Origin of the sequence: Phreatobacter sp. (assembly GCF_030691135.1) — a bacterium.
Taxonomy (GTDB): domain Bacteria; phylum Pseudomonadota; class Alphaproteobacteria; order Rhizobiales; family Phreatobacteraceae; genus Phreatobacter.
In genome coordinates this window covers 1-22,721 of the sequence record NZ_JAUYFA010000045.1, presented here as the reverse complement: position 1 = coordinate 22,721, position 22,721 = coordinate 1, and the positions used below count along the sequence as shown (strand labels likewise).

Genomic DNA, 22,721 nt, shown 5'->3' with positions numbered 1-22,721 from the left:
AGGGCTTCTGGATCACGGCTTCTTGGTCAGCGCTTCCTTCAGCGCCGCGAGCTTGGCGAAGGGCGAGTTCGGATCCGGTTCCTTGTCCTTGCGGGGCGCGCGGTCCTGGGGACGGGGCCCGCGCTGGTCAGGCCGGTCGTCGCGCTGCGGGCGATCACGGCGCTCGCCCTCGCCGCGCGGGTTCTTGCCACGTCCGTCCGGGCCGCGCGCGTCCGGGCCACGCGAGTCCGGGCCGCGGGCATCCTTGCCGCCGAAGTCCTTGAACTTCGAGAAGTCGCGGCGCGGCGGACGTCCGCCGTCCCGGCGCTCACCTTCGCGGCGTTCGCCCTCCGGCGCGCCTTCGCGCGGTGCCGGACGTTCTCCCGCCGGCTGCCCCTCGCGGGGTCCCTGAGGCGGGCGCTGCCCGCCCCGCTGGTTCTGGCCGGGGCGCGGACGTCCCTGATGGGGGCGCTGTTCGCCTTCGCCGCGCTCGCCACGCTCGCCGCCGCGGCGGAAGTCGCGGCGGGCGGGGCGCTCGCCGTCCATCCGGCCGCCGGGACGCCAGACCTCGACGAGAGCCGGTTCGGCGACGACGGTTTCCGGCGCCGTCGCCTCGGCGTCCGATAGGGCATCGCTCTCGGTCGCCGCAGCGGCCGTCTCCGGCTCCGCATCGGGGGCAGGTGCCTCCTCGACCGTGACGGGAATGTCAGCTTCCACCTGGCCGTCGGCAGCTATGGGCTCGCTCAGGGCGGGCGCCTCGAAGCCCGGTGCGACCACGTCCGTGGTTTCCGGTTCGATTGCCGCGGCCGTTACATCCGCCGCCCTTACATCCGCGGCAGGCTCGACCGCGGCGCTGTCTTCGATCTGGGATGCGACATCGGCATCCACCACCTCGGTCACCGGCTCCGAGCCCTCGTCGGGCGCGACAGCAGCCTCCACCGGTGCCGCCACGCTTTCGCCGACCGGCTTCGGCGGCGGTGCCGGGCGCTTCTCCACGCGGTAGCCGAGACCCTTCAGGATCGAGGCGAAGTCCTCGCCCGAGCAGCCTACCAGCGAGGTCATGCCGACCGTCGCGGTGAAGCCGCCGCCGGGAAAATGACCGGCCGGCTCAGGCGACGGCGTGCCGGGACGCCAGGCAAGCGCCGGGCGGATGATGTCGGCGAGGCGCTCGAGAATGTCGACGCGCACGGCGCGGGCGCCGAGCGCCCGGAAGCCGACGAGGCGGTAGAGATCCTTCTCGATCTCCGGATCTACCGCGATCGAGGTGCGGCCCGAAGCGGCGAGCGCCGGCAGTTCGGCGAGCCCCTTCTTCTCCAGCATGTCGTGCTTGAGCATGTAGAGCTGCAGCGCCATGGCACGCGGTGCGGGCTTCAGCGTCGCCGGCAGGTAGATGTGATAGGCGCCGAAGCGCACGCCGAGCTTGCGCAGCACCGCCCGCGCCTCCTGGTCGAGCTGCTTGACGTCTTCCGCGACCTTCGGGCGCTCGACGACGCCGAGCGCCTCGGCGAGTTGGAAGGCGACACCGCGGGCAAGGCCGGTGAGCTCCTCGGATGTCTCCAGCGCCAGGACCGGACCGAGCAGCTTGGCGATCTGGGCATGGACCCACAGGTCGAGGCGCGCCTGGACCTGGTCGCGCGGCCCGCCGGTCAGGTGCTCGTCCGACAGGATACGGACACGGGGCGAAAGGACCTTGTCGCCGCCGGCGAGCTTGGCGATAGCCTCGCCGCGCCAGCGGATCGTCCCGTCATTCGACAGGATGAAGGCCTCGTCGCCCGAGCCCGCGAGCTTCTCGGCCCGCGAGTCGATTTCGCCGGCCAGCGCCTTGGAGGCGGCGGCGCGCAGTGCCTTGCCGGCTTCGCCGTCGCCGGCGAGCGGATCGGGCGCGAAGCGGAAACCCTCGAGGCGGCCGACGTGCTGGCCCTCGACGGTGACGTCGCCGGTCTTGGTGATCTCGGCCTCGAGCATGGTGTTTTCCCTTAGGCGCCGCATCAGCACGCTCGTCCTGCGGTCGACAAAGCGCTGCGTCAAGCGTTCATGGAGCGCGTCTGACAAAATGTCTTCGACGCGACGGGTTTCGGCCTGCCAGTGGACGGGGTCGTCGACCCAGTCCGGGCGGTTGGCTGCGAAGGTCCAGGTCCGGATATGAGCGATCCTGGTGGAGAGGGTGTCGATGTCGCCGTCGGTCCGGTCGGCGAAGGCCACCTGGGAGGCGATCCAGTCGGACGGTAACCGGCCTGAACGCCCGGTCAGATAGCCGAAAATGGTCATGACGAGGTCCGCATGGCTCGCCGGCGAGATCTTGCGGTAGTCCGGCATCATGCAGGCTTCCCACAGACGGGTCACCGCATTGCGGCCGACGGCACGCTCGCGCACGAGCGAATCGCGCAGGACCAGTTCCAGCACCCGCTGGTCCTCGGCGATCGGCGAACGGGTCAGGCCGGGCTCGCTGGGGATCTGGTCGAGGCTGGCGCGCAGCGTCTCGACGGAGGCGAAATCGAGATGAGTGTTGCGCCATTGCAGCACCTTCACCCCGTCGAAGGCATGGCTCTCCAGGGCGCGGACGAGATCATCCTCCAGCGGCGGGCAGCGGCCCGTCGAGCCGAAGGTGCCGTCGCGGTTGGAACGGCCGGCACGACCGGCGATCTGGGCAAATTCCACAGGGTTCAGCCGGCGGAACTGGTAGCCGTCATATTTGCGGTCGGCGGCGAAGGCGACATGTTCGACGTCGAGATTGAGGCCCATCCCGATGGCGTCGGTGGCGATGAGGTAATCGACGTCGCCCGCCTGGTAGATCTCGACCTGGGCGTTGCGCGTGCGCGGCGACAGCGCTCCGAGCACGACGGCCGCCCCGCCGCGCTGTCGGCGGATCAGTTCGGCGATCGCATAGACCTCGTCGGCCGAGAAGGCAACGATGGCCGAGCGACGCGGCAGCCGGGTCAGCTTCTTCTCGCCGGCGAAGGACAGGTTCGAGAAACGCGGCCGGGTGACGATATTGGCGCCCGGGATGAGCTTCTCGATCAGGCCGCGCATCGTGGCAGCCCCGAGCAACATGGTCTCGTCGCGGCCGCGGCGGTTCAGGATCCGGTCGGTGAAGATGTGGCCGCGCTCGAGATCGCCGGCGATCTGCACTTCGTCGATGGCGAGGAAGGAGACGTCGAGATCGAGCGGCATGGCCTCGACGGTCGCCACCCAGTAGCGCGCGCCGGGCGGCTTGATCTTCTCCTCGCCGGTGACCAGGGCGACCGCCCCTTCGCCGGCGCGGGCGACCAGCTTGGCATAGACTTCGCGCGCCAGAAGGCGCAGCGGCAAGCCGATCATGCCGGACGGATGGGCGAGCATCCGCTCGATAGCAAGCGTCGTCTTGCCCGTATTGGTCGGGCCAAGCACTGCGGTGACCCCTCGCCCGCGGAGGGCGGGGGGCAATGGCGGAAGAGACAAGGTCATTCGCCCAACCTGTATCATGCCGGCACGCCGAATGGGTGACAATTCAGTGCAGACCTCCGGCGCATTCACGGCTGGAACGGGGTGGGAACGAATCGGGACCGAATCGCTGACTCCTGCCGAATCACGTTTCGTTCACGACCAGATGTGGTGGGTCAGAGTTGATCTGCCCACTAACGGAGTCGTGTCCGCAGAGCACAGAGTCATTTCGGCTCCGCCGCGAGTCGTTTCGGTTGACGAATGCTTAACGTCGACTCCGAAAGTGTTGGCGGCGGGCGGGCCGGTCATCCGCAAGACTCGTCGCCTCCGCGCGAGGATTCGCCGGCCTGGGCTGCGCGACTCGGCCGACCCTGCGGATTCTCAGGTGAAGGCCGCGAGGATCCGCCGCACGTCGTTCAGCGTGAAGGGCTTTTCCATTACCGGGATGTTGCCGTCGCCGGCATGGCGTTCGATCGCGCCGGGCCCCTCGACGGCATCGCCGGTCATGATGACGACCCGGTCGGCGAGGCGCGGATTGAGCGCGATGGCCTGATCGCGGAACTTCAGCCCGTCGATCCCGGGCATCCGCAGGTCGACGAAGACGAGGTCCGCCTCGGCGATGGCGCCCTCGTCGAGGGCCTCGCGCGCCGTCTGGGCCGGCAGGATGCGATGGCCGAAGAGTTCCAGCATCTCCGCGAGGCTCGCGCCGACATCCACCTCATCGTCCACCACGAGGATGGTGAGGCCGTTCCGGTCGTCCGGACCCTCCGCCTCAGGCGCCGCTTCCGCCAGCACCGCCGCGGGCAGCAACACGGTGAAACGGGCGCCGCCTTCCTCGCCCCGGTCGAGGGCGATGGAGCCACCGTGGGATTCGACGATGGACTTGCAGATGGACAGGCCGATGCCCGTGCCGACGCCGGCGGGCTTGGTGGTGAAATAGGGATCGAAGATGCGCCCCACGATGGCATCCGGCACGCCCGGTCCGTTGTCGCTGACGACGAGGCGGACATGGCCGTTCTTGCGGCGCGTGGAAATGGTGACATGCCGCGGCGGCTCCATCTCGATGAGGGCGTGCTGGGCGTTGATGACGAGATTGGCGACGACCTGGCCGATGAAATCCTGGTCGGCGAGGATGGTCGGCAGATGCGGGTCGAGATCGAGCCCGAGCGTCACGTCGTGGCTCCGCAGGCCATAGGCGAGCATCTCCGCGGTGGCCCGGACAAGATCGTTGAGCTGGGCTGTCTCGCGCTTCTCCGGTCGCTGGCGCGCCATGGCGAGGAAGCTCTTGACGATCCGCCCGGCCCGGTCGGCGGCGGCGTGGATGCGCTCGGCGCGGCGCTTCTGTGCGGCATCCACCGCCGTTTCCATCAGGAGCGTCGACTGGGCGACGAGGATGGCCAGCGGGTTGTTGAGCTCATGGGCGACGCCGGCGAGAAGGGAGCCCATGGCCGACAGCTTCTCGGCCTGGTGCAGCCGATCGCGCTGCTGCTCCATCTGCCGCTCGGCCTCGCGAATCTGGGACAGGTCGCGCAGATGGGCGGTGAAGACCCGGCGCTGGGGCAGGCTGATCTCGGAAATGGTAAGCTCGATCGGGATCAGCGAACCGTCGGCCCTCTGCGCCTCCATGGACATGCGCTGGTCGAGGACACGGCTGATGCCAGTGCTCGTGTAGCGCGCCATGCCGTTGGCATGGGCCCGCCGCATGGCCGGCGGAATGATCAGGTCGGAAATCGGTCGGCCCACCGCATTGCTGCGGGCATAGCCGAAGGTCGCCATGGCGGCGGGATTGAGGTCGATCAGGATGCCCTCCTCGTCGACCACCATGATCGGGTCGATCGAGGTCTTGATGATCGCGGTATTGATCGTCTCCGCGACGTTCAGCGCGGCGATCCGCGCCTCAAGGGCTTCCTCCCGCTCCTTCAGGGCGGTGATGTCGCGCGTCAGGGCGATGAAGCCGGCCAGGCCGCCCTGCCCATCGAAACAGGGTGCATAGGCCTGTTCGAGATAGCGCCGCGCGCCGTTGGCGTCGGTGACCCAGTCGCTCCACTGGGGCGTCTCGCCTCTTTGCAGCGCCAGCAGCATCGCAGCGGTACGGGCGACCATGTCGGCGCCGAGGATGTCGCGCACCGTGTGCCCGACGACCTCCTCGCGCTTCAGCTCGAACATGGCGAGGGCGGCGCGGTTCGCATAGACGAAGCGGCCCTCAGCATCGGCCGCCGTGACGCGCAACGGCATCGCATCGAACAGCCGGCCGAGGATGCCGGTGTCGAAACGGCCGCCGGGCGCCACGGCCTCGTCGCGCACCATGGCCGCGATGCCGTCCTGCAGGTCTGAAACGGTTTCCCCGTCGGCTGCCGACATGCGCCTCAGGCTCCGTTGGGAACGAAGACATAGCCCTCGCCGCGTACGGTCTTGATGAAGCGTGGATGTTCCGGATCGGGTTCGATCTTCTTGCGCAGACGCGTCACGCGGATATCGATGGACCGGTCGCTTTCGTCGGTGGAGCGGCCATGGGCGAATTCCTGCAACTGCCCGCGGGACAGCACCCGGTTGGGCCGGGTTGCCAGCGCCTGGAGCAGGTCGAACTCCATCGCCGTCAGTTCGATAGGCCCGTTGGCGGCGTCGATGAGGCGCCGCGCGTCGAGATCCAGCGTCAGGGCGCCGAACCGCAGGCTGCGCCCCTCGCGGACAGCGGCGGATTGCGGCTCGGCTGACGGCGGGGCGGCATTGACCCGGCGCAGCACGCTCTTGATGCGGGCCAGCAGCTCCCTCAGCTCATAGGGCTTCACCAGATAGTCGTCGGCGCCGATCTCGAGGCCGACAATCCGGTCGATGGGGCGGCCGGCCGCCGTGGCCATGATGATGCCGGTCTGGCCGGACTTGCGGATGAACCGGGCCAGCGACAGCCCGTCCTCGCCCGGCATGGCGATGTCGAGGATGGCGACGTCGATCGCCTTTCCCGGACTTTCCTCGCGGAAGGACTGGGCGTTGCGGAAGCTCAGAACCTCGAAACCCTGCATCTCGAGGTATTCTCCGACCGCCTCGCGCAGATGTTCCTCGTCGTCGACGATGGCCACTGTGGCTCTCATTGCAGGTGCCCTTGTGTTGCAAGTGCTGATGACAGCCCGGCGGGCTGCGCATTAGGATCAAATGTCGCACGCGGATGCGGGTCCGGCGACGGGCAATGAAGGGGATGACCATGGCGCGGCGCGGCCGGATAGCGGTGCTCGACGACGAACCCGACTGGGTCGACGCGGTCCGCGAATATCTCACCGACCTCGGCTATGACGTCGACTGCCTCAAGGCGGCCTGGGAACTGGAGCCCTACCTCGCCCGCGAGACGCCTGATCTCATCATCCTCGACATCGGTCTGCCTGGCGAGAACGGCATCGACATTCTCATCCGCACGGACCTGGCCAGCGATATCGCCGTTCTGGTCCTCACCGGAAATCCCGATCCCATCGACCGGGTGCTCGGCCTCGAACTCGGCGCCGACGACTATGTGCAGAAGCCGGTGGAACTGCGTGAACTCGCCGCGCGCGTGGCCGGCATCCTGCAGCGCCGGCTCGGCCGCCGCCGCAGCCTGGTCGTCTTCGAACAGGCCTCTGTCGATCTCGTCGCGGCGCGCATCCTCAAGGTCGACGGTTCGACGGACCGGCTGTCCGCCGGCGAGGTCGCCCTGATCCGCATCTTCGCGGAGAATCCCGGCAAGGTCCTGACCCGCGAGGAGATCATGGAACAGGCCCCTGCGGAAGACGAAGAGGCCTTCGACCGGGCCATCGATTCCCGCATCGCGCGCCTGAGGCGCAAGCTGGAGACCGAGGCGATCCGCACGGTTAGGGGCCACGGCTATGTCTTCGACATGCCGAGCCATGCGGACGATGCCCCCGGCCCTGGCGGGGAGGTGGCCTGAGCCGGGCCGTCGAGGCGCGCGGAAGATCGGGTGCGGCGGCATCAGTTCGGTTTCGCCCTGGCAGGGTCTGAGGTGGTGGCGGGAACAGGCTAGCCGCGGCACTCGTGCTGCCCCATGTCGTGCGGCATCGCCGAATGTTTCAGCCGCGCGACGAACGGTGGCGCGCGCCGCTGCCGAAACAGGGGAAACAGCGGGCCCGCGCCCAAGGCACGATGGCGAAGGACGACGGGACGATGGTCAGGGCCATGATCCTCCAACCGGAACCCGTTCGACCATGACACCCCAACAGATTGCCCTCGTCCGCCAGCAGTTCGGCCTCATAGCCCGCAGCTCCGACGCCTTCGCAGCCGGCTTCTACGACACGCTGTTCACGCTCGACGGCACGCTGCGGCCGATGTTTCCCGCTGACCTGTCCGCCCAGCGCGGCAAGCTCGTCAAGGTGCTCGCCCACGTCATCCTGTCGCTGCACGACCTCGGCGCCGTGATCGACGACGTCCGGGCGCTCGGTGCCCGCCATGCCAGCTACGGCGTAACCATCACCGACTACGACACGGTCGGCATCGCCCTTCTGACGACCCTGGGGGATCACCTCGGCGACCGCTTCGACGACGAGGCGCAGGCGGCGTGGGCGCTCTGCTACGGCACGCTCGCCGACGCCATGATCGAGGCGGGGCGACAGGCGCCTGCGGCCGCCGCCTGACGCGGTCAGAGGCGAGGCGGGCCCTCCCGGGCCTCGCCGGCCGCCGCCACCCTGGCGAGAACCATCCGGACATCGTCGAAGGTGAAGGGTTTCTCCAGCACCACGGCCTCAGACCCCTCGGCCCGGGCCAGCCGATCGGGACCTGCCACCGTATCGCCCGTGACGATGACGGTCCGATCGGCGAGCGCCGGATCACGGCGATGGATGCGGTCGCGGAAATCGATGCCGTCGAGCCCAGGCATGCGCAGATCGGCGAAGATCACGTCGAAACGCCCGTTCGCCACTTCGTCCAGCGCCGCCGCCGGCCTGTCGACGGTCACCGGCCTGTGGCCCAGGCCCTCGACGATCTCGGCGAGGCTGCGGGCGACATCGACCTCGTCGTCGACGATGAGGATCGACAGGCCGGCCCGCGCCGCTGGCTCCTTCACGAGATCCGGCACCTCGCTCGTCCCCTCCGCGATGGGCAGGGTGATGTCGAACTGCGCGCCGCCCTCGGCCCGGTTGCTCAGCACGACCTTGCCGCCGTGAGCCTCGACGACGTTGCGGCAGATGGACAGGCCGATACCGGTTCCAACCCCCGCGGGCTTGGTGGTGAAATAGGGCTCGAAGACGCGCCGCATGATGTCCGGCGGGATGCCCGGTCCGTTGTCGGCGACGCGGATGGCGATGTCCGCGCCCGCGCGCGCGATCCGGAGCGTGATCTGACGCGGCGCCGGACGGTCCATCAGCGCCTGCTGGGCATTGATCATCAGATTGGCGATGACCTGGGTCAGGAGGTCCCGGTCGCCGCTGATCATCGGCAGATCCGGCGTGATGTCGATGGCGATGGCGATGCCGGAGCTGCGGATGCCGTAGCTTACCATGTCCACGGCGCCCGTCGCCACCTGCGCTACATCCACCGGCTCGCGCTGGGGCGGCTTCTGCCGCGCCATGGCGAGAAAGCTCTTGACGATGCGCCCGCAGCGCTCCGCGGCGGCATGGATGCGCTCGCCGCGCCGCTTGACGTCGTCGCTCGCCGCTTTCTCGACGAGCAGCGAGGACTGGGCGATGACGATGGCCAGCGGGTTGTTCAGCTCGTGCGCCACCCCGGCGAGCAGGGAGCCCATCGCCGAGAGCTTCTCCACCTGGTGCAGGCGCTCGCGGCTCGCCTGCGACTCCGCCTCCATGCGCTTGGCGTCCGTGAGATCGCGGACATGGGCCATGAACAGACGATGGTCGCCGGTGCGGATCGTGTTCACCGAATATTCGACGGGAAACACCGTGCCGTCACGCCGCCTCGCGACCGTGTCGAACCGGCGCGCCAGGTTGCCGACGTCCACTTTCGCCTTGTAGCGGGTCATGGTGCCGATCTGCAGATCGCGCACGTCGTCGGGCACGACGATGTCGAAGGCGTGCCGGCCGATCGCCTCGGTCCGGGCATAGCCGAACATGGCCTCCGCCGCCGGGTTGAACTCGACGATGCGCCAGTCCTCGTCGGAGACGATGATGGCGTCGAGCGCCGAGACCACCACGGCCTTGTTCATCGCCTCGCTGCGCGCAAGCGCCTCCATGTTGCGGGCGAGTTCCTGCTCGCCGTGTTTCAGCTCGGTGAGGTCGCGGGTGAAGGTGAGGAAGCCGACCCGGGTGTCGCCGACGGCGACATAGGGCATGAGCGACACCTGCAGATAGCGCTCCCCGCGGGTGACGAAGGGGATCCAGCCCTCCCAGCGCATGGTCTCGCCGGCCCTCACCCGCTCGCCCATGATCAGGTACTGCTCGACCACTTCCGGTCCGAGGATTTCCTCCACGGAGTGGCCTACGACCTCGTCGCGGCTCTTGCCGACGAATTCGAGGAACTCGCGATTGGCGTCACGGTAGACGAGGTCGGGATCGACATAGACGGTCCGGAGCGGAATGCCGTCGATCATCGCCCGGAGCTGGTGAATCTTCGCCCGCTGCTCGGTGATCGAGATCTCGAGCTGATGCCGCAGGCCCGCCCAGGGCGCCGGGACGTCCGGCAAGGCCGTTGCCGCCCCCCGCCCGTTGAGTGCTCCGGCGCGCGCCAGGGCGACGGCGGGAGAGACGAACTGCCGCCAGACGACGGTCGCGAGGATCGAGAACGTCGCGACGATGCCGGCGACGAGGAGGAGATGCTCGACGATATGGTCGCGCGCCTGGGCGGTGACCTCGGCCCGCCCATAGGTGGACCAGCCGAGCGCCGCGACGAGAAGCAGGAGCGGCAATCCGCACAGGATCAAGACCCCGGCGAAGCGACGTGACAGGTCCGTGCCGCCATTGCCGGGCGGAACACCGCGCGTGCCGGTCTCGGCCATCGCCTTCTCCGCGACAAGGGTCACGGCCGGGGACCGGACACCGGTCGGGACATTGGTGCGCCGCTGCCGCCACGTCAAGCGACGGGCGCCACCTCAGCCACGCTCGAAAAGCCGTCCGACGCGCACGAGATCGGCGGTGGTGGCGCGCATCTTTTCGCGGAAATCCTCATGGATCCGCTGGGCCGCTTCGGGAAATTCCGTCAGAACGCGGCGGAACAGCGCCCGCGGGATGCGCAGCACGGTGACGGGGTCCCGCGCCACCGCAGTCGCCGGCCGCAGCGTCTCGATGATCAGCGCGATCTCGCCGATCAGGCTGCCGGACCCGGCGAGATGTTCGGTGAGGCCGCCGTCATTGGTCAGCCCGATGCGTCCTTCGCCGACCACGTAGCCGCAGTCGGCCGCCTGCCCCTCCTTGAACAGCACATCACCGGCGCGCAGGAAGCGTGTCTCGGTGGAGAAGGCGAGCAGACGCAGGGGCTCTCCGCCGAGACTTGCGAAAAGCGGAACCCGCGCCAGAAGGGCGATGTCGTCGTCGAGGGCCATGGGCTCCGCTTAGCACGACTTCAGGAGAATCGGACGGCAACGCGGCAATCCGCCGGGAAGGCAGACCGCCGATGACGACAATGCACCGAAATCTGTTTGGAATTCGGTAACGCTCTCAGGGGACGAGCTTATAGCCGCCGCCTTCGGTGACGAGAAGCGATGCGTTGCCCGGATCCTTCTCGATTTTCTGGCGCAGCCGGTAGATGTGGGTCTCCAGCGTATGGGTGGTCACGCCGGAATTATAGCCCCAGACTTCGGACAGGAGGATCTCGCGCGACACCGGCTTGATGCCCTGGCGGTAGAGGTAGCGCAGGATCGCGGTTTCCTTCTCGGTCAGCCGGATCTTGCCGTTCTTGTCGTTGATCAGGATCTTGGACGAGGGGCGGAACGAATAGGAGCCGATCTGAAACACGGCATCCTCGCTGGCCTCATGCTGGCGCAGCTGCGCCCGTACGCGCGCGAGCAGGACCGCGAAGCGGAACGGCTTGACGACATAGTCGTTGGCGCCGGCCTCAAGACCGAGGATCGTGTCGGAATCGGTGTCGTGGCCGGTCAGCATGATGATCGGGCTCTTGAAGCCGCCCTTGCGCATGATCTTGACCGCCTCGCGGCCGTCCATGTCCGGCAGGCCGACATCCATGACGAGGAGGTCGAAATGATCCGCTTTCACCGTCTGGATCGCCTTGGTGGCGGAATCCACGCTGACGGTCTCGAACTCCTCGTGCAGCGCCAGCTGCTCGGACAATGCCTCGCGCATGTCGGCATCATCGTCGCAGAGCAGGATCTTGCGGACTTGGCTCATCAAATCACCCGGGGAAGATTGGGGCTGCCGCAAGGACGTGCCCGGAGGTCGAGGGGGGAAAAAGCACTACGCGCGCGCTGCCAATGGCGTTACACATCGGTTGCCTGTCGCTTCGTAAAGATATGGATGACAATTTCATGGCGAAAGACCGGGTCACACGGATTTTTGTCCACGCCCTGCCCGGCCGACGCTCCCGCGGCATGCTGCATGTCGGCCTCGCCGCCTTCCCCTGTGCGCTCGGTCGCGCCGGCATCCGCACCGACAAGCGCGAGGGCGACGGCTCGACACCGCGCGCGCGGCTGCCGCTGCGCCGCGTCTTCCATCGCGCCGACCGGCTGGTGCGGCCGCGGGTGTTGCGGCCGGTCCGCGCCATTCGTCCCGAGGACGCCTGGTGCGACGATGCCGCCGACCGCCGCTACAACCGCCTGATCCGCCGGCCGCCGGGCCCGGCCGAAGAACGCCTCACCCGCGCCGATCCTCTCTACGATACGATCGTCGAGCTCGGCTGGAACGACGCGCCGGTGCGGCGCCATCGCGGCAGCGCCATCTTCTGGCACGGCGCCCGCGACGGTTTCACACCGACGGCGGGCTGCGTCGCCATCCGCATCGCCGATTTCGCCAGGATCCTGCCGCGCCTGTCGCGCCAGGCTGTGATGATCGTCCGCTAGGGCTCAGACGGAGGCCGTCAGGCCGCCGTCGACGAAGAGCACATGGCCGGTGACATAGTCCGAGGCCGGTGCGGCGAGGAACACGCAGGCGCCCTGCAACTCCTCCACATTGCCCCAGCGACCGAGCGGCGTGCGTCCCTCGAGCCAGGTCGAGAAGGCCTGGTCCTTCACCAGCGCATCGGTCAGTTCGGTCTTGAAATAGCCGGGCGCGATGCCGTTGGAGCGGATGCCCCGGCGGCCCCATTCCACCGCCATCTGTCGCGTCATCATCTTCACCGCGCCCTTGGAGGCGGTGTAGGGCGCGATGGAGGGCCGGCCGAGTTCGCTCATCACCGAGCAGGTGTTGATGATCTTGCCGTAGCCGCGCGGCAGCATGTGCCGGGCCACCGCCTTGGAGACGTAGAACACGCTATCGATGTTCGTCGCCATGACGCGGCGCCAGGCATCGTCCGGGAAATCCTCCAGCGGATGGCGGATGGTCATGCCGGCATTGTTCACCAGGATGCCGATCGGACCGATGTCCTTCTCGATCGCGTCGACGCCGGCCTTCACGGCGGCGGGATCTGTCACGTCGAAGGCGCAAGCGCTGACCTTGTAGCCCTTCGCCTTCAGTGCCGCCTCGGCCGTGGCGAGCTTTGCCTTGTCGCGTCCGTTGAGGACGATTTCGCAGCCGGCGTCGGCGAGGCCTTCGGCATAGGCGAGGCCGATGCCGCTGCCCGATCCGGTGATGAGAGCGCGGCGGCCGGTCAGGTCGAATGTCTTCAGGGTCATGGTGGTGGCCTCTTGGCGTTTCCTCGGTCGGGCGAGGAGCAAAGGCCAAGGGCGGCGTCGATGCAAGGGTCTGGCGTGGCTTGTATGGTAGTTTCTACTCGGCGATGACCTTGACGAGTTCGCCGCCGCGCGGCTGCTCGCCGTCGCCGAGGCCGTTGAGCACGCGGAAACGCTCGTCGGCCCGGTCGGGCACCTGCATGCGTCGGGCGAAGGTCAGCACCGTATCGCCCTCGCCGGCGCGCAACGTCTTGACGCGGGCCGGCTTTACGGCGGCTTCGGCGCTGGTCAGGCGGCGGAAGGTTTCCATCGAGGCACGGAAGCTGCCGTCCACCTCCCCGTTCAGGTCACGCGCTGCGTAGATGATGCGGTAGACCTCGCTGCCGAACCGCACCACGAAGATGCGGAACGACCAGTCACTGCCGCGGGCCACCGCCGTGGCCGCCTGGAAGCCGTTGATCGTCACCGCCTCCACCGTCTCCGGGGCCAGCCCGTCGATCCAGCCGGAGGCGAGGTAGGAGGTCAGCGTCTGGTTGGCCTGGACCCTGACGACGTCGAGGCGGATGGCCATTTCGTTGGGGCCGAGGCCGGTGACGGCCTGGCGCGAATTCTCCAGCGTGAAGCCCTCCGGCGCCGTGACCGTGAAGCCGAGACGCGGGTGGATGAAGCTGCGGCCGCGCACGACGCCCTGGCGCGGGTCCTCGCCGAAGGTGATGCCGTCGATGGCGCGCAGATAGCGTTCGCGGTCACGCGGGCGGCCGTCGGGCGCCATGTGCTGGCGTGCCGCGAGAACCGCCTGGCGGATGCGCTCGGGCGTCGAGGGGTGGGAGGCGAGAAAGTCCGGCCCGCCCCCGGAGGCCTGGGACGGCGATCGCAGTGCCGCGTTGCGGTCCATGGTCTCGAGAAAGCGCGAGGCGCCGTAGGGGTCGAACCCGGCCTTGGCGATAAGGGCGACGCCGATCGTGTCGGCCTCCAGCTCCTGGGTCCGCGAGAAGTTGGCGAGTGACACCCGCGCCGCCTCGCGCCGCGCCTCGGCGCCGGCCATGTCGTTGAGGAGCCTGGCGCGCATCACCGCGACCAGTTCGCTGGTGCGCACCTGGTCCTCGCGCTGGTTGGCGTGGCGGGCCGACACATGCGCCATCTCGTGCCCGACAACGGCGGCGAATTCGCTCATGTCGTTGATCAGCGCCAGCATGCCGCGGGTGATGTAGAGATGGCCCGAGGGAAGCGCGAAGGCGTTGATCGTCGGCGAGTTGAGGACGGTGAGGCGGTAACGCTGGTCGGGCAGGTCGGAGGCGGCGCCGAGCCGGTCGAGCACCTCGATCGCCAGCCGCTCGATGCCGGGGGCGCTGTATTCGCCGCCGAAGGCCGCGAGGATGCGGCCGTGGTCGCGGGTCGTCAGCGGCGGCAGGCGTGTTTCGGTGGGGATCGGCTCGGGCAGCGGCGACGTGGCATCCGGAGCGGTGGCGCAGCCCGCCAGAATCAGCGCGAGCGCCAGCATCGCCGTCTTCGGCGACTGCCAATGCACTTTTGCTGCTCCGTCGAACCGGATCACGGTCCTGAGCTACCTTGCACCCCGGGCGGGCGCCTCTGCGATGGTGACCGCCTCCGGCATCGCCGCCGCGATGAAGGGGCTGCGCCGGATCGTGACGACCCCGCGCACCCGCAGCATGTGCCCACGGATTGCGGCGGGTTCAAGCCCGAATTCCCGAAAGACGGGCATGTCGCGCTCGTGGACCGTGACCGTCAGCGCTCCGGCGCGAGGTGGCCCGAAGTTGACATAGGTGATGCGATTGACGGTGCGGACGCTGCGGACCCGGCCCGTCGCGACGATGAAGCGGCCGTCCGCGGCCTTCAGCGCCTCGGCATCGCCTGCATCGACAATGGCATGCTGCGTTGCCCAGATGCCACGCCGGGCGGCCACCGCCTCCGTCTCCGCCGCCTCCATCAGCCGCCAGCAGTCGCGCGGAACGAGGCGGGTCGGGGTCAGGCGCGCGAGACCCTCGCGAAGGATATCCGCCTCGACCGGCCCGGACGCGCCGAGCGCCAGGGCCGGGATGCGCTCGTGACGGTCGGGCGCCCCGAGGATCGCGATGCGGGACACCGCGGCCGCCGGCACCGCGACCTCGCCGGCGAGCGTCACCAGGCGGAAGCGGCGGCCGTCGGGTGCGGCGAGGGTGAGGGGCGTGTCGGCGCGCAGGCCCGCGACGGGTTCGGCCCGCTCGGGCGCGCAGGCGAGCCCAGGCCAGGAGGCGCAGGAGAGGGCCACCGCCAGCAAGGCGGGTGCCCTCCCCATTGTCAGGCCCGGCCCGAGCTGTCGGGCATCGTCAGGCGCCCTTGCGGTTCTGGCGGTTGTTGATGAGATCGTCGACGACGGCCGGATCGGCCAGCGTCGAGGTGTCGCCGAGCGCGCCGAACTCGTTTTCGGCGATCTTGCGCAGGATGCGGCGCATGATCTTGCCGGACCGGGTCTTCGGCAGGCCGGGCGAGAACTGGATCAGGTCCGGTGAGGCGATCGGGCCGATCTCCTTGCGCACCCAGGCGACCAGTTCCTTGCGCAGCTCTTCCGTCGGGTCCTCGCCGCTCATCAGCGTGACATAGGCGTAGATGCCCTGGCCCTTGATGTCGTGGGGATAGCCGACGACGGCCGCTTCCGAGACCTTCGGATGGGCGACGAGGGCCGATTCGACCTCGGCCGTGCCCATGCGGTGGCCCGAGACGTTGATGACGTCGTCGACGCGGCCGGTGATCCAGTAATAGCCGTCGGCATCGCGCCGGCAGCCATCGCCGGTGAAATATTTGCCGGCATAGGTGGAGAAATAGGTCTGCACGAAGCGCTCGTGGTCACCGAACACGGTGCGCATCTGCCCCGGCCAGGAATCGGCGATGACGAGATTGCCCTCGCAGGCGCCTTGCAGCACCTTGCCCTCGGGATCGACGATCTCCGGCTGGACGCCGAAGAAGGGCCGCGTCGCCGATCCCGGCTTGAGCGCGGTGGCGCCGGGCAGCGGGGTGATGAGGATGCCGCCGGTCTCGGTCTGCCACCAGGTGTCGACGATCGGGCAGCGGCCCTCGCCCACCACGCGGTGATACCATTCCCAGGCTTCCGGATTGATCGGCTCGCCGACCGAACCGAGGAGGCGCAGCGAGGCGCGCGAGGTCCTCTTCACCGGGTCCTCACCGGCGCCCATCAGCGAGCGGATGGCGGTGGGGGCGGTGTAGAAGATGTTGACCTTGTGCTTGTCGACCACATCCCAGAAGCGGGAAATCGACGGATAGCTCGGAATGCCCTCGAACATCAGCGTCGTCGCACCGTTGGCCAGCGGCCCGTAGACGATGTAGCTGTGGCCTGTGACCCAGCCGACATCGGCGGTGCACCAATAGATGTCACCATCCTTGTAGTCGAAGACATACTGGTGGGTCATCGAGGCATAGACGAGATAGCCTCCGGTGGAGTGCAGCACGCCCTTCGGCTTGCCGGTCGAGCCGGAGGTGTAGAGGATGAACAGCGGATCCTCGGCGTTCATCTCCTCGGTCGGGCAGTCGTCCGGCACGGTGGCGGCGAGGTCGGCGTAATAGTGGTCGCGGCCGGCCGTCATGGCGACGGGCGAGCCGGTCCGCTTGACCACGATGACGCTCGACACGACACCGGGAATCTTGTCCACGGCGGCGTCGACATTGATCTTCAGCGGCACCTTGCGGCCGCCGCGCAGCCCCTCGTCGGCGGTGATGACGACCGAGGTTGCGGCATCCTCGATACGCCCGGCGAGGCTGTCGGGGGAAAAGCCGCCGAAGACGATCGAATGGACGGCGCCGATGCGGGTGCAGGCGAGCATGGCATAGGCCGCCTCCGGGATCATCGGCAGGTAGATCGTGACACGGTCGCCCTTCCTGACGCCCTGCGACTTCAGGACATTGGCCCATTTCATCACCTCGGCATGGAGCTGCCGGTAGGTGATCTTCGCGTCGTCCTTGGGGTCGTCGCCCTCCCAGATGATCGCCACCTGGTCGCCGCGCGTGGCGAGATGCCGGTCGACGCAATTGTAGGAGACGTTGGTGGTGCCGTCCTCGAACCAGCGGATCGAGACGTTGTGCGGATCGTAGGAGGTGTTCTTCACCCGGGTGAAGGGTTTCATCCACGCGATGCGCTTGCCGTGCTCGCCCCAGAAGACATCGGGCGAGGCCACCGAGTCCCGGTACATCGCCTGGTACTTGGCATCGTCCACATAGGCGCGCGCGGCCCAGGCGTCACTGACGGGATAGAGCTTGTCGGACATGCGGGTCCCCTCTCGATGGCAGCCGCCCGCAACGCGGACCGGGCGGCGACGTTTCCTGTCGCGGACAGCCTGTTGTGGCCGGCTGTCTCGCAATTTCCGCCGAGACCATACGTCGGCAGCCCTCGGCGGCTCAAGTCGGGCCGGCCTCACACTTTGGTCGCCCGCACGGTGCCACGCCGGGCTGGCGGTTCGGCCGAATTGACCCGGTGGCGGGCCCCGCCGAATGTAGGGCCGCTTCTCGCCGCCCGATTGGAATTCGCATGACAGCCGCTCTCGACACCATCCTCAGCCAGGCGACCGCGGCCGGCGAGGTTCCCGGCGTCGTCGCCATGGTCGCCGACCGCGACGGCGTTCGCTATGCCGGTGCCTTCGGCGAGCGTCGCCTCGGCGGCGGCGTGCTGATGACGGCCGACACGGTCACCTGGATCGCCTCGATGACCAAGGCCGTGACCACGGCGGCGCTCCTTCAACTCGTCGAGGAAGGCAAGGTCGCGCTCGACGCCCCCGCCGCGACCTACGCGCCCGAGATCGGCGAGGCTTTGCTGCTCCACGATTTCGACACCGACGGCCGGCCGCTGACGCGCAAGCCCGCCCGGCCCGTCACCATCCGTCATCTTCTGACCCATACGGCCGGCTATTCCTACGACTTCGCTTCCTCGGCCCTGCGCAAATACATGAAGGCCACGGGCCTGCCGGCGACCAATACGGGCAAGCTCGCATCCCTCGGTGCGCCACTGGTCGGCGAGCCCGGCGAGGCCTTCATCTATGGCATTTCCACCGACTGGGCCGGCCGCATCGTCGAGATCGTGACGGGCAAGCCGCTGGAGACGGTGTTCCGCGAACGCGTCTTCGCCCCCCTCGGCATGACGGATTCCATGTTCCGGCTCGGCCCCGATCAGATGGCGCGCCGGGCCACGGTGCATGGCGTCACCGAGGACGGCACCTATGTCCCGACCGACATGGTCGTCGTGCAGGATCCGGAATTCGTCTCCGGCGGAGGCGGGCTCTATGCCACGGCCGGCGATTATCTCACCTTCCTGCGGATGATCCTGGCCGGCGGCTCGCTGGACGGCGCGCGGATCCTGTCCCCCGAAAGCATCGCCGGGCTGATGACGGACCAGATCCCGGCTCTCAGCGTTCCCGCCCTCGGGCTGATGTCACCGATGGGCCTGCGCAGCGCCGACTTCTTCGGCGGCAAGCCCACCGGCTGGACCCTCGGCTTCCAGCAGAACCGCGTGCCGACGGCGGAGGGCCGGCCCGCCGGATCGCTGTCCTGGGCGGGATTTGCCAATACCTTCTACTGGATCGACCCGCACAACGGCATCGCCGGGTTGTTCCTGACGCAGATCATGCCCTTCTTCGACCCACGGGCGATCAAGCTGTTCCGCGCCTTCGAGACGGAAGTCTACCGGACGGTCGCCTAGGGCGCGCCATGACTTGCCGTGTCTCGATGGCCGGGCACTGCCTTCAAATCAGCAAGCCGACGCCGCGATTCCGCCGGGCCTATCGGCCATGTAACATTGCTCCTCCCCTCGCCGCCTGCTGATTCGGGACCGATGCTGTCCAGGCACCTCCTCCTCGCCGCCGTCCTCGTTCTCGCCCCGGCCGCGCTGGCGCAGGCCGAGACCGCGACGCCGGCCGAGCGGGCCGACACCGAGCGCCGCGAGCGGCAGCGCGAGCTCGATGCGATCCAGGCCGATATCGCCCGCAATCAGGCCGAACGCGCGCGTGCCGAGGCCGAGGTCACCGCCCTGCGCAACGACCGGGCGGCGCTGGTGCGCGCCAGCATCGACACGGCGGCCCGGGTGCGTGCCGGCGAGGTGCGCATGGCCGCCATCGAGGACAATCTCGCCGTGCTCGACGCACGCCAGCTCACCGTGCGCCAGTCTCTGCACGACAGGCGTCAATTGATCGCCGAGGTTCTCGCCTCCCTCCAGCGCATGGGTCGCCGGCCGCCGCCGGCGATGCTGGTCGGCCCCGACGACGTGTTGAAGAGCGTACGCACCGCCATGCTGCTCGGCACGCTGGTGCCGGAGATGCGCGATGCGGTGACAGTGCTGGCGCGCGACCTGGAGGAACTGTCGACCCTGCGCAGCCGTATCGGCACCGAGCGCGACCACCTGCGCCGCGAGGCGGTGACGCTGCGCGAGGAGCGCGTCCGCCTCGACGCGCTCGCCGACGCGCGCCGCACGCAGGTCGCCGCCGGCGAGCAGTCTTTGCAGGCGGAGCGGGCGCGGGCGGCGACGCTCGCCCGCCAGGCCGCCGATCTCGAACATTTGATAGGCCGGATGGAGACGGAGATCGCCGCCGCGCACCGCGCCGCGGAGGCCGCCCGGACCACCACGGTCGCCCGCGGCCCGGCGGTTCTCGACCGGCGTCAGCAGATGGCGGCGCTACAGAATGCGGCGCGGATGAATCCCGCCATGCCCTTCGAACAGGCCAAGGGGGCCCTTTCGCTGCCGGTTCTGGGGGTCAGGCTCCGTGAATTCGGCGATCCCGACGGCCTCGGCGGCGCCGAGCGCGGCCTGTCGATGGCGACACGGCCGGCGGCCTCCGTTACCGCTCCCGCCGACGGCTGGGTGGTCTATTCGGGTCCGTTCAGGACTTACGGGCAACTCTTGATCCTGAACGCCGGCGGCGGGTATCATCTCGTGCTTGCCGGAATGGACAGGATCACAGTCGATCTTGGACAATTCGTTCTGGCGGGGGAGCCGGTCGGTGTGATGGGCCACGCCCCGCCGCCAGCCTCCGCGGTGACGACGGGCTCATCCCAGCCCGTTCTCTACGTCGAGTTCCGGAAAGACGGGTCGAGTGTCGACCCAGCGCCATGGTGGACCACAAGGACACCGGGCGTGCAGGCCACTGAAAGGGTTCGCGGATGATGCGCAGAGCTTCGATCCTCCTCGCCGGCGCCGCCATGGGCGCGTTGGCTACCGTTGCGGTCACGCAGCCCCAGGCGATCCTGGGGATGACCGCCAATGCCGCGGCCTCCGACACCTACCGGCACATCAACCTGTTCGGCGATATCTTCGAGCGCGTGCGGACCGACTATGTCGAGAAGCCGGACGATGCCAAGCTGATCGAAACGGCGATCAACGGCATGCTGACCGGGCTCGACCCGCATTCGAGCTTCATGGACGCGCGCAACTTCCGCGACATGCAGGTGCAGACGCGCGGCGAGTTCGGCGGCCTCGGCATCGAGGTGACGCAGGAGGAGGGCCTCATCAAGGTCGTCTCCCCCATCGACGACACGCCGGCCTCCAAGGCGGGCATCCTCGCCAACGACATCATCACGCATATCGACAATGAGCCGATCCAGGGCCTGACCCTGCAGCAGGCCGTGGAGAAGATGCGCGGCCCGGTGGGTTCGAAGATCACCATCCGTGTGACCCGCACCGGCGCCCAGCCGCGCGACATCGAGATCACGCGCGACCGCATCGTCATTCGCGCCGTGCGTCACCAGGTGATCGGCGACGACGTCGGCTATGTCCGCATCACGCAGTTCAACGAGCAGACGACGGACAATCTGCGCAGGGCGATCGAGGACATCAAGGCAAAGGTGCCGTCCGACAAGCTGCGCGGCTACGTCATCGACATGCGCAACAATCCGGGTGGCCTGCTGGACCAGTCGGTGTCGGTCTCCGACATCTTCATGGAGCGCGGCGAGATCGTCTCGACCCGCGGCCGCAACGCCGAGGAGACCCAGCGCTGGAATGCCCGCGCCGGTGATCTGACCGCCGGCAAACCGATCATCGTGCTAATCAACGGCGGCTCGGCTTCCGCCTCCGAGATCGTTGCCGGCGCGCTGCAGGACCACAAGCGCGCCGCCGTTCTCGGCACGCGCTCCTTCGGCAAGGGGTCGGTGCAGACCATCATCCCGCTCGGCAGCCAGGGCGCCCTCAGGCTGACGACGGCGCGCTACTACACGCCGTCGGGCCGCTCGATCCAGGCGCGCGGCATCGATCCGGACATCATGCTCGAGCAGCCGGTGCCGGAAGCACTGCGCGCCCGCCTGCAGGAGAACCGCGGCGAGGCGGGTCTGCGCGGCCATCTGCGCAACAATGCCGACGGCGCCGAGGAGCGCTCCGCCTCTTCGGTCTATGTGCCGCCGGACCAGAAGGACGACGCCCAGATCAACCGTGCGCTGGAACTGCTGCGCGGCACCGCGACGGACCCGGCCTTCCCGCCGAGCCAGCGTGCGGCCGCCGCCCCGACCCCGGCCGCGCCTGCCGCTCCGGCCCCGGCGACGCCCCCCCGCTGAGGCCCGTCGGCAACGACCTGCGTTTCCAGAACCCCGGCCCGCGTGCCGGGGTTTTTTTACCTCAGCCTCCCCCAGGATCGCGTCATGTCGCTCTGCTCCTCACAGACCCGGATGTTCGCCGACGAAGTGCTCGCCGCCTATCGTGCCGGCCGACAGATCGCTCCGCTGACGCGCCTCGAGCCGACGTTCTCCGTCGCCGACGGCGAGAGGGTCGGCCATGAAGTGGCGCGCCGCCGGGTCGCCGCCGGCGAGACCGCCATCGGCCGGAAGATCGGCTTCACGAACCGCACGATCTGGGAGGAATACGGGGTCTACTCGCCGATCTGGGGACCGGTCTACGACACGACCTTCCACGATGTGGCCGGACCGGCGCGCGCCTCCATCGGCCATCTCGTCGAGCCGCGGATCGAACCGGAAATCGTGCTCGGATTCAGGGCGCCGGTGACGGCAGACATGGACGAGCGGGCGATCCTCGCCAGCGTCGGCTGGGTGGCCCACGGCTTCGAGATCGTCCAGTCGCTGTTTCCCGGATGGGTGTTCCAGGGCGCCGATTGCCAGGCGGCCTTCGGCCTGCACGGCGCGCTCCACTGCGGCCCGCGCACCCCGGTCGACGGCGATTCCGAAGCCTGGATGGCGGCACTGACCGGCTTTGCCGTCGCGCTCTACCGGGACGGCGAGAGGGTGGACCGCGGCATCGCCGCCAATGTCCTCGACGGACCGCTCTCGGCGGTCCGGCACCTTGCCGGCGTGCTCGCCGCCGACCCGCAGGCGATCCCGATCGCGGCGGGCGAGATCATCACCACCGGCACAGTGACCCGCGCCTTTCCGATCGCAGCGGGCGAGACCTGGTCGACGGAGGTCGAAGGCCTCGACGTTCAGCCGATGCGGCTGACCTTCGTCTAGGGGACTTTCCAAAGACAAGGCCCCACCCGCACCCTCCCCTCGCTGCGCGAGGAGAGGGGGGCGTTGACGTTGCACCTCGTCCGGCCGAGGGCAGCGCCAGGCACGACCCGGTCGGGGCAAGCGGGGACGCCGAAGGCCCCCTCGCCTCACGCCGCGAGGGGAGGGTGCGGGTGGG

The 22,721-nt window shown here is 68.7% G+C and carries 17 protein-coding genes; 7 read left to right on the top strand and 10 right to left on the bottom strand.

All coding sequences use genetic code 11. The features are described from left to right. Window positions 1-12: 12 nt before the first annotated feature. From Q8O26_RS07900 to Q8O26_RS07890, 3 genes are all read right to left on the bottom strand, one after another. Window positions 13-3,423, bottom strand: a complete 3,411-nt coding sequence (locus Q8O26_RS07900; RefSeq protein WP_305574960.1) for a helicase-related protein — start codon at window positions 3,421-3,423, stop codon at window positions 13-15. A 357-nt stretch (window positions 3,424-3,780) separates the two neighbouring features. Further along, window positions 3,781-5,760, bottom strand: a complete 1,980-nt coding sequence (locus Q8O26_RS07895; protein ID WP_305574959.1) for a PAS domain S-box protein — start codon at window positions 5,758-5,760, stop codon at window positions 3,781-3,783. Window positions 5,761-5,765: 5 nt separating this feature from the next. Further along, window positions 5,766-6,488 (bottom strand): response regulator, encoded by a 723-nt coding sequence (locus Q8O26_RS07890; protein ID WP_305574958.1) that lies wholly within the window; start codon window positions 6,486-6,488, stop codon window positions 5,766-5,768. Window positions 6,489-6,583: 95 nt separating this feature from the next. Here Q8O26_RS07890 and Q8O26_RS07885 point away from each other — a divergent pair, with 95 nt between their 5' ends. Continuing rightward, on the top strand, window positions 6,584-7,312 hold the full coding sequence (locus Q8O26_RS07885) for a response regulator transcription factor (RefSeq protein WP_305574957.1): 729 nt from the start codon (window positions 6,584-6,586) through the stop codon (window positions 7,310-7,312). Between the two features lie 274 nt (window positions 7,313-7,586). Continuing rightward, the gene (locus Q8O26_RS07880; RefSeq protein ID WP_305574956.1) at window positions 7,587-8,012 is read left to right on the top strand and encodes a globin domain-containing protein; all 426 of its coding nucleotides are present in this window, start codon (window positions 7,587-7,589) and stop codon (window positions 8,010-8,012) included. A 5-nt stretch (window positions 8,013-8,017) separates the two neighbouring features. Here the strand turns inward: Q8O26_RS07880 and Q8O26_RS07875 are convergent, their stop codons facing one another. The 3 genes from Q8O26_RS07875 to Q8O26_RS07865 form a co-directional block, all read right to left on the bottom strand. After that, window positions 8,018-10,348, bottom strand: a complete 2,331-nt coding sequence (locus Q8O26_RS07875) for a PAS domain S-box protein (RefSeq protein ID WP_305574955.1) — start codon at window positions 10,346-10,348, stop codon at window positions 8,018-8,020. A 69-nt stretch (window positions 10,349-10,417) separates the two neighbouring features. Continuing rightward, entirely contained in the window at window positions 10,418-10,867 is a 450-nt protein-coding gene (locus Q8O26_RS07870; protein WP_305574954.1) for a cyclic nucleotide-binding domain-containing protein, read from the bottom strand. Window positions 10,868-10,982: 115 nt separating this feature from the next. Next, entirely contained in the window at window positions 10,983-11,669 is a 687-nt protein-coding gene (locus Q8O26_RS07865; RefSeq protein WP_305574953.1) for a response regulator transcription factor, read from the bottom strand. Window positions 11,670-11,806: 137 nt separating this feature from the next. On the opposite strand from Q8O26_RS07865, the gene Q8O26_RS07860 reads away from it, so the two are divergent. Next, window positions 11,807-12,337 carry a L,D-transpeptidase gene (locus Q8O26_RS07860; protein WP_305574952.1) on the top strand — a complete coding sequence of 177 codons (531 nt, stop codon included), beginning with the start codon at window positions 11,807-11,809 and terminating at the stop codon, window positions 12,335-12,337. Window positions 12,338-12,340: 3 nt separating this feature from the next. Here the strand turns inward: Q8O26_RS07860 and Q8O26_RS07855 are convergent, their stop codons facing one another. From Q8O26_RS07855 to acs, 4 genes are all read right to left on the bottom strand, one after another. Then, window positions 12,341-13,108: an SDR family oxidoreductase gene (locus tag Q8O26_RS07855; protein WP_305574951.1), complete on the bottom strand. Its 768-nt coding sequence runs from the start codon at window positions 13,106-13,108 to the stop codon at window positions 12,341-12,343. Window positions 13,109-13,202: 94 nt separating this feature from the next. Beyond that, a complete protein-coding gene (locus Q8O26_RS07850) occupies window positions 13,203-14,633 on the bottom strand; it encodes a M48 family metalloprotease (protein WP_305574950.1) in 1,431 nt (476 codons plus the stop codon). Window positions 14,634-14,669: 36 nt separating this feature from the next. After that, complete coding sequence (locus Q8O26_RS07845) at window positions 14,670-15,383, bottom strand: hypothetical protein (RefSeq protein WP_305574949.1); 714 nt, start codon at window positions 15,381-15,383, stop codon at window positions 14,670-14,672. Between the two features lie 49 nt (window positions 15,384-15,432). Beyond that, window positions 15,433-17,382, bottom strand: a complete 1,950-nt coding sequence (gene acs, locus Q8O26_RS07840; protein WP_305574948.1) for an acetate--CoA ligase — start codon at window positions 17,380-17,382, stop codon at window positions 15,433-15,435. Window positions 17,383-17,642: 260 nt separating this feature from the next. Here acs and Q8O26_RS07835 point away from each other — a divergent pair, with 260 nt between their 5' ends. From Q8O26_RS07835 to Q8O26_RS07820, 4 genes are all read left to right on the top strand, one after another. Next, window positions 17,643-18,806 (top strand): serine hydrolase, encoded by a 1,164-nt coding sequence (locus Q8O26_RS07835; protein ID WP_305574947.1) that lies wholly within the window; start codon window positions 17,643-17,645, stop codon window positions 18,804-18,806. A gap of 132 nt (window positions 18,807-18,938) precedes the next feature. Next, window positions 18,939-20,264 (top strand): murein hydrolase activator EnvC, encoded by a 1,326-nt coding sequence (locus tag Q8O26_RS07830; RefSeq protein ID WP_305574946.1) that lies wholly within the window; start codon window positions 18,939-18,941, stop codon window positions 20,262-20,264. After that, window positions 20,261-21,643 (top strand): S41 family peptidase, encoded by a 1,383-nt coding sequence (locus Q8O26_RS07825; RefSeq protein ID WP_305574945.1) that lies wholly within the window; start codon window positions 20,261-20,263, stop codon window positions 21,641-21,643. Before Q8O26_RS07830 ends, Q8O26_RS07825 begins: the two co-directional genes overlap by 4 nt. Before the next feature lie 84 nt (window positions 21,644-21,727). Then, window positions 21,728-22,546, top strand: a complete 819-nt coding sequence (locus Q8O26_RS07820; RefSeq protein ID WP_305574944.1) for a 2-keto-4-pentenoate hydratase — start codon at window positions 21,728-21,730, stop codon at window positions 22,544-22,546. Window positions 22,547-22,721: the final 175 nt, after the last annotated feature.